This window comes from Streptomyces sp. P17 (assembly GCF_032436805.1).
Taxonomy (GTDB): domain Bacteria; phylum Actinomycetota; class Actinomycetes; order Streptomycetales; family Streptomycetaceae; genus Streptomyces.
The window spans coordinates 1-7,325 of sequence record NZ_JAVRBF010000126.1 but is presented as its reverse complement, the minus strand read 5'-3'; the positions used below and the strand labels follow the sequence as shown (position 1 = coordinate 7,325).

Annotated in this window: 5 protein-coding genes and 5 pseudogenes; 4 read left to right on the top strand and 6 right to left on the bottom strand. The window is 71.7% G+C overall.

Annotated features, from left to right (window positions below):
- The 3 genes from RMT89_RS39355 to RMT89_RS39345 all read left to right on the top strand — a co-directional run.
- Window positions 1-500, top strand: a 500-nt coding sequence (locus tag RMT89_RS39355; protein ID WP_315888555.1) for a cbb3-type cytochrome c oxidase subunit I, incomplete at its 5' end; no start/stop codon positions are given.
- A gap of 5 nt (window positions 501-505) precedes the next feature.
- On the top strand, window positions 506-835 hold the full coding sequence (locus RMT89_RS39350; protein WP_315888558.1) for a hypothetical protein: 330 nt from the start codon (window positions 506-508) through the stop codon (window positions 833-835).
- 46 nt (window positions 836-881) lie between these two features.
- A complete protein-coding gene (locus tag RMT89_RS39345; RefSeq protein ID WP_315888557.1) occupies window positions 882-2,090 on the top strand; it encodes a glycosyltransferase in 1,209 nt (402 codons plus the stop codon).
- Between the two features lie 17 nt (window positions 2,091-2,107).
- On the opposite strand, the gene RMT89_RS39340 is transcribed toward RMT89_RS39345, so the two are convergent.
- From RMT89_RS39340 to RMT89_RS39315, 6 genes and pseudogenes are all read right to left on the bottom strand, one after another.
- Window positions 2,108-3,214: an expansin EXLX1 family cellulose-binding protein gene (locus RMT89_RS39340; RefSeq protein ID WP_399498791.1), complete on the bottom strand. Its 1,107-nt coding sequence runs from the start codon at window positions 3,212-3,214 to the stop codon at window positions 2,108-2,110.
- Window positions 3,209-3,712, bottom strand: a pseudogene (locus RMT89_RS39335) (glycosyltransferase); the annotation flags it as partial. The gene RMT89_RS39340 and the pseudogene RMT89_RS39335, both read right to left, overlap by 6 nt.
- A pseudogene (locus RMT89_RS39330) lies at window positions 3,709-3,960 on the bottom strand (TipAS antibiotic-recognition domain-containing protein); the annotation flags it as partial. The pseudogenes RMT89_RS39335 and RMT89_RS39330, both read right to left, overlap by 4 nt.
- A gap of 25 nt (window positions 3,961-3,985) precedes the next feature.
- A complete protein-coding gene (locus tag RMT89_RS39325) occupies window positions 3,986-5,842 on the bottom strand; it encodes a cellulase family glycosylhydrolase (RefSeq protein WP_315888554.1) in 1,857 nt (618 codons plus the stop codon).
- Between the two features lie 74 nt (window positions 5,843-5,916).
- Window positions 5,917-6,179, bottom strand: a pseudogene (locus RMT89_RS39320) (DUF6415 family natural product biosynthesis protein); the annotation flags it as partial.
- A 224-nt stretch (window positions 6,180-6,403) separates the two neighbouring features.
- Window positions 6,404-6,769 (bottom strand): annotated as a pseudogene (locus RMT89_RS39315) (hypothetical protein); the annotation flags it as partial.
- A gap of 37 nt (window positions 6,770-6,806) precedes the next feature.
- Here RMT89_RS39315 and RMT89_RS39310 point away from each other — a divergent pair.
- Window positions 6,807-7,176, top strand: a pseudogene (locus tag RMT89_RS39310) (VWA domain-containing protein); the annotation flags it as partial.
- Window positions 7,177-7,325 lie beyond the last annotated feature (149 nt).

Here is a 7,325-nt window from a genome sequence, read left to right as displayed (position 1 = left end):
TGGCGCACTTCCACTACGTGGTGTTCGGCACCGTCGTCTTCGCGATGTTCTCCGGCTTCCACTTCTGGTGGCCGAAGTTCACCGGGAAGATGCTCGACGAGCGACTCGGCAAGATCACCTTCTGGACGCTGTTCACCGGCTTCCACGGCACCTTCCTGGTCCAGCACTGGCTGGGCACGAACGGGATGCAGCGCCGGATCCCCGACTATCTCGCGGCGGAGGGACTGACCACGCTCAACACCGTGTCGACCGTCTTCACCTTCGTCCTCGGCCTGTCGTTCCTGCCGTTCTTCTACAACGTGTGGAAGACCGCCAAGTACGGCAAGAGGGTCGAGGTCGACGACCCGTGGGGCTACGGCCGTTCACTGGAATGGGCGACGTCCTGCCCGCCGCCGCGGCACAACTTCGCCGCACTCCCCCGCATCCGCAGCGAGTCCCCGGCCTTCGACCTGCACCACCCCGAGCCCGCCGTCCCCGCAAGGGAGCTGAGCGCGCGGTGACGGCCATGGAAGGCCGTGAGCTCGTCGGCCGGATCGAGGGCTATCTGCTCGTTGCCGCCACCCACGAGGAGGGCCGCACGGCCGCCGAGCGCTTCTGCGCCCGGCTCGTCCCCTGGCTGACGGAGGCTCAGCGCGAGGAGGTGGAGCGGCGGTTCGAGGCGGAGTACGTGGCTCTCGCGCGGCTGTCGTGGCAGCGTACGGCGGAGCGGGCCGAGGAGTTGCGGACGGAGTACGAGGAGCGGTACCGCGCCTTGCGGCGCCGGCTGCTCGGGTGCGGTCTGCTGGCGTGCGCCGGGCTCATGGCAGTGGCGGGAATCGTCGTCGCGCTGCGCTGAGGAGGCGGTCGGCGGGGCCATACTGACCCTCGTGCGCGTAGCGATCATGACGGCGGGCTCCCGGGGCGATGTGGCCCCCTACACCGGTCTCGGGCATGCACTGGCCCGGGCAGGACATCAGGTCACCCTGGTCACCCATGGCTGTTTCGAGCGGCTGGTGGCGGGCTCGGAGCTTCGGTTCCATCCCCTGCCCGTCGATCCGCGGGCGGAGCTGGAGTCCTCCCGCGGGCGCGGGCTGCACCGCAGTGCGACCGGCGTCGGGAAGCTGATGCGGGTGTCCGCGCTGGCACGGGCGGTGGTGGGGAGGATGGCGGACGATCTGGTGGCGGCGGCGCACGTCAGTGACGTACTGCTGCTCTCCGGTTCGCTGGCACCGCTCGGGCGGACCATCGCCGAGGGGCTACGACTGCCCGCTCTCGGCGTCTACCTCCAGCCCGTCGCTCCCACCCGGGAGTTCGCGCCGGCCGTGCTCGGGGGCGGTTCCCTGGGCCCCGTCGGAAACCGCGTCGCCGGACACGGGGTGAATCTGGTCATGGACCGCATCTTCGCGTCGACGCTCCCGTCGGTGCGGACCCGGCTCGGGCTGTCCCGAGCCTCCGGCGCCCGCGAGGAGTTGCCCGTACTCCACGGCTTCAGCCCGCTGGTGGTGCCGCGTCCGAGGGACTGGTCGCCCGGTCTTGACGTGACCGGGTACTGGTGGCCGTACGACCGCGATCCCCAACTCCCCGCCGGGATCGAGGACTTCCTGCACGCGGGCGATCCTCCGGTCTTCGTGGGTCTGGGCAGCGCGACCGTGCCCGACCCCCGCGGGCTCAGCGCCCAGATCGTGCGGGCGCTGCGGCGGGCCGGGCTGCGCGGGGTGATCCAGCGGGGGTGGGGCGGGCTTGAGGCCGAGGGCGCCGACATGCTGACCGTCGACGAGGTGCCGCACTCCGCGCTGTTCCCCCGGATGGCCGCCGTGGTCCATCACGCGGGCGCGGGCACGACCGCGGCGGGGCTGCGGGCCGGGGTTCCGGCCGTACCGGTGCCGATCCAGTTCGACGAAGGGTTCTGGGCGGAGCGGCTGGTCAAGCTCGGCGTGGCCCCGCGCCGGGTGCCGCTGCGCGGTCTGACGGCGGACACTCTGGCCCCGGCCCTCGACCGGGCCGTACGCCATGCCGCCCACCGGAAGCGGGCGCAGGCGCTGGGCGAGCGGATCCGCGGGGAGGACGGCACGGCGCCGGTTCTGGCGGCGGTGGAGCGGCTGGCGGGGTAGGAGGCAGGCCGCCCGGTTCAGTGCTGGGCGAACTGGACGCGGGTCGGCTGGGCGACGTCGGGGCGCACCGTGATGCCGTTGATCGTCAGGCGTTCGCCGTAGATGTCGGTGATCCTGATCGCGCCGCCGCACCCGCTGCCGTTCTCGGAGAGGAAGTAGTTGTATTCGGTACGGGGCAGTTGCCGCCAGCCGCTCGCGGTGCCGACCTCCAGTCGCGCCACCGGATTGCGGTGGCCGATCGCCTGGATGCCGCACCAATAGGGGCTGGATCCGGTTTTGTACCGGATGGAGATCGTGTCGGACGTGCTCGGGCTCAACAGGCTCCAGGTGACCGGGATCCGGCCGGCGTCGAGGTCGGCGAGCTTGGCGAAGGCCTCTTTGCTGAGGTCGAGTTGGCCGGGGGCGCAGGGCAGGGGGCATTCGTTGGTGATGCGGACCGTCACGGACCTGCCGTTCGCCGCGCGGACGAGCACGTGCGCGCCGCACGCCTTGGACGTCTCGTAGTCCGTGGTGTTCATCGCGGCGATCATGAGGTCGTCGCTGGGGCCGAGGAGACAGGCGCCGTCGCCGTTCCCGGCGTCGTAGTGGGTGGCGACCCCTTCGTAGGTGGTGTCGGGCCGTATCCGGCCTGCCGAGGCGGCTCCCTGGGCTGTCGTCGGCGGGGCTTTGGTGGCCGAGGGGCGCGGCGCAGCGGTGGTCTTGTCGGCCTTCGGGGTCGGGGTGCCCTTCGGCTTCGGAGTGTGCTTCGGGGTCGGAGAGCTTGATCCGCTCGCGGTGGTGGCCGTCACCGGGGCACTGGCGACGGAGTCGACCGCGGCCGACGGCCCCGCCTCGGCCTCACCGTCCGGGAGAAACGCGATGACCAGGCCGGCGAGAACCCCTGCGACGGCCAGCGCCACCGCGCCCACCATCAGCCTCTGCTGCCTGCGCCTGCGCTGCCGCGCGGCCTGCCTCGGTGTGTTCATGCCTGTCCGTTCGGGAGATCGAGTCGAGGGTGCACTGTTCAGTGGCCACAGGAGGCACAAAGGTTGCCCACGAATGCGCACCGAGATCGGGCGAGGGTCTACGAGCCCTCCCCGTCCCACCCCATCGGCCGCAGAATGGACAGCAGTTGCCGCCCGCAGGTCGGCGACGCCCTGCCGGTAGGCGCGGTCCGCCATGCGCAGGGCGAAGCGTCCCGCCGTACGGTTGCCGAGGCGGCCCAGTGGGCGGCCGCCCATGACGACCGGCGGGAAGTCCCCGGTCGGATGGGCCGGTACGACATAGGCGCCCGCGGTCCGCACGCCCGTGGCCTCGGCCAGATGCCAGCCGAGCGGGGCCGTGGTGGCCGACAGCAGGAGCAGGTCCGTGTCCGGGGCGAGCAGGTCGGCGAAGCCCTGCCCGAGCTCGGTGACGCATGCGGACGCGGCGCGCAGCAGTTCCCGCTTGTCCCTGACATCGCCGTGGGGTTCGGCGCGGCTGGGCAGGCTGCGGAACTCCAGGTCCGCCTCCCGGGCCAGCGGTGCGAAGGCGTCCGTGGTGGCGAGTGCGACCTCGTGTCCGGCCTTCCGCAGTGCGGCGCCGAGTCCGGTGCAGGGCGCGACGTCGCCGCGTGATCCGGCGGCGGCGATGAGGATCCTCATTCGGTCACCGCCCTGCGTGCCGCGTTCGCGTGGACGGCCTTGCACAGACAGGCCGCGAGCCCCGGCCGCTGCCGCGAGGGCGGGACGACGAGCGCGAAGGCGCGCGGATCGGCGGCGAAGTCGTCCGCGATCCGGCCGTGCAGGTCCGGCGGGCACGTGGTGAACCAGCGGGCGATGTGCAGCCGGTGCTCCTCGGCGAGGTCCATGGCCCGCTCGCCGTCCGCCGGTTCCCCCTCGTCGAGTGCAGCCTGACGTAAGGGGAGGGTCAAACGGTCACTGTCCGGCGGCCCACGCCGTCAGCTCGGACCGGGCCGCGGCCAGCAGATCCGCGGACGGGGCCGAGGCCCCGTTGGTCACCAGCGCGTAGTGCGGGACGCCGGAGTCCGTGTCGCTGAGCAGCAGACGGCGGCTGCCGGTGCCGCCGGGTTCGGGGGCCACGGCGACGGGGGTCGCCGCGGTGTACGACGGCGGGGCGTACGCCGTGCCCAGGTCGGAGACGACCGTCGTGGAGCCGGTCGGGAAGGACGCCGGGAGGTGGAGCTCGGTGGGTGCCGAGCTGCTGTTGGAGCGCCACATCAGCAGGCCGTACTGGCCGGTGCCGACCAGGCGGGACACATTGGGCAGGGAGCTGGGCACCGGGTTCCAGGTCAGGGTGGTGGAGCCGTCGCGGGAGCGGTCCTCGTAGGTGAAGGCGACGGTCGTGCCCGAGGTGGCGCTCGGGTAGACGCGGTCCAGGAGGCGGGCGTCCTGGCGCAGCACGGGGGTGCCCGAGTCGTCGAGGCGTACGGCGGAGAGGTCCTCGTCGTTCCAGGCGTCACCGGCGGTGAGCACCTTGTCGGGGTTGCCGTTCATCAGCTCGCGATGGCGGCCGTTGTAGATGTCCCACTGCCATTGGCTGCCGGACAGGACCGGTCCGGACGCCGTCGGGTTCGACCACCAACTCGCGCCCTTCACCCGGGAGTCGAGGGCCTGGTACATCGCCTTCAGGACGGTCGGGGCCTTGTCGGAGACCGAGCCGGTCAGCGGATGCCCGAACTCGCTGACGATCGCGGGCGTCCGGGTGGCCGCGGCCCGGTCGCGGACCGTCCCGAAGTCGCCGGTGTACTGCCCGTCCTGCGCCTTGCCCCACATGAAGATTCCGGAGATGGCCTTCTGGTCGTAGAAGTGGGTGTTGAAGACATACCGCGGGCCGAGCTGTCCCGCGTCGAGCAGGCCGCCCTCCTGCTTCTGGAAGTCGAGGTTGGCGTTCCAGAAGAGGTTCGGTTCCACGAAGGCGGGCTTGTCCTGCCAGCCGGCCGCGTCCATGCGCGCCCGGAACTTCACGTAGAAGGGCCACAGGACGTCCTTCTCCCAGGCCCGGCTGGTCTGGCCGGAGTCGTAGACGCCCGCGTGGGGTTCGTTGTACGGGTCGAAGCCGACGACGCCCGCGAACCGGTCGGCGGTGAGGTTCTGCTTGAGGTACGTCATCGTCTTCTGGGCGGTGTCGAGGAACGAGTCCTGCAGGCCGTAGGTGTTGTGCCAGAAGTCGTACGACGCCTCCGTCACGGCCGCGTTCGAGGTGATGTTCTGGCCCCAGAAGGGGCAGATCCCGCAGTACTCGTCCGGGTAGTCACCGAGCTCCACCGCCCACTTGGGGGCGCCGTCGCCGGTGTACCAGCTGTCCGCGTCGAAGAGCCAGCGGGAGTAGAGGTCCTGGTGGAAGTCGGGGTAGACGCGGATCCCGGCGTCGAGGAAGGCGCGGATCTGGGCGGTGGCGGCGGACAGGTAGGCGGGGTCCACCTGGCCGCGCACCGGTTCCGCGTAGGCCCAGGAGAGCAGGAAGCGGACGGCGTTGCCGCCGCCGAGGGCGCGCAGCGCGGTCGCGGACTTCTTCGCGTCGGCGACCGAGGCGAAGGGCAGGCCGTTGTTCTCGGCGAGCTTGGTCTCGCCGGAGACGTTGTAGCCGCGCAGCACGACCTCGCGGCCGTGGCCGTCGGTGAAGCGGCCGTTCTGCACGGTCAGGGCCGTCTCGTCGAACCACAGGGAGTCGGGGAGTGTGGGGGCGGCGGTGGCGGGCCGGGGGCCGGACACCGTCAGGAATCCGAGGAGGAGAACCAGAACAACGAGCACACGCGCACGTGTATTCGGCATGTTCCCTACGGTCCGTCGGCCCGCCGGGTCCCGTCAACACTTCTGACTCACAAGTAAGTTGACTCTCGGTCAGCTCAACTCCCCACCCGGTGCGTCACGTTCAACAGGTACTCCTTCCGGTTCAGCGGGTTGTGGTCGGTACGCGCCCGCTCCGGGACCCTGCCGCGGGTGACCGGCGCGTAGTGGTCGAGTGGTCGCACAGCGCCGGCAGCGACCGGCCGAGTCTGCGCACGTGCGCGACAGGGTCGTAGGGCATCAGTCCAGGCCGGGCGTTCAGCCTCGCGCGGGCTTCGCCGACGCAGGCGAGCGCGCAGTAGCGGGGAATATCGTCGGCGGGCAGTTTCTCGGCGGCCTGCTCGATCTCGGGGATGATCAGCTGCATGTGGCCGCGCAGCATTTGCGGTCAGCGTCTGCAGCGTGCCGCGGTCGGTGGGAGTCACATCGGGCGGGAGCACCTCGGCGACGCTCGCGCGCAACGTGGCAATGTCCACCGGCGGCGCGCTCGTGCCCTCCTGGCTCTCGGTGGCGTTCATGGCGCTGCCTCGCCGTCCTCGTCGGCGAGGCCTTGGTCAACGTGGCCAGCGCGACGTCTGGCTGCCCTTCCAGCTGGTAGCCGCGTGCTTCCTCGATGCGGTGCCTTGCTCGGCGGGGGCGTGAGGGGATCGTCACCGCGTCGGCAGCGGCAGCCTGTCGCACCGACTCGCCTCCCTGACGGAGCTCCACAGCGACCGTCACGGCATGCGCGCCCATGATGGCCCGCGAGAAGGAAGTCACGGGATGGTAGTAGTCGTCCGGTAGCCGGTCGGCCATGGCTCGCGCCTGGTCCCAGTGGCGCCACGCCGTACCGGTCTGCCCGCGGCGGGCCGCGGTGTGCCCGGCCTCGAAGGTGAGCGCTCCGGTGATGGCCAGGACGTCGTCCGACGCGTTCCGGCTGCTCAGGAGACCACAGATGGGGCCTGCCTAGCGCCTCCCCGACCTGGCGATGGCCGCGGTCGCGTCGGCGGTGCCGGACTGGCGTGGGGGTACCCGGCTGGGTGAGCTGCTGGGCGTGTCCCTGGAGCTCTGGGAACAGCGCGGGATGGCGCGCGATGCGATCGTGGTAGTGCTGTCCGACGGCTGGGAGCGCGGTGATCCGGAGCTGCTCGCAGAGCGGATGCGCCGACTGCACCGGCTGGCGCACCGGGTGATCTGGGCCGATCCGCTCAAGGGCCCGCCCCGGCTACGCGCCCCTGGCGGCCGGGATGGCGGCGGCGCTGCCGAGCGTGGACGCGCTCGCCGAGGGCCACAGCCTCGCGGCGCTGCAACGCCTGCGCCGGGATGGCGGCGGCGCTGCCGAGCGTGGACGCGCTCGTCGAGGGCCACAGCCTCGCGGCGCTGCAACGCCTGGCGGCGGTGAGAGGAGACGAACGATGCGTGACGTTCTCCCGGCGCTGGGAGCCTGGTACGCGGCCGGACTGGCCCCGGCCGCTGCCGCGTGCCGACG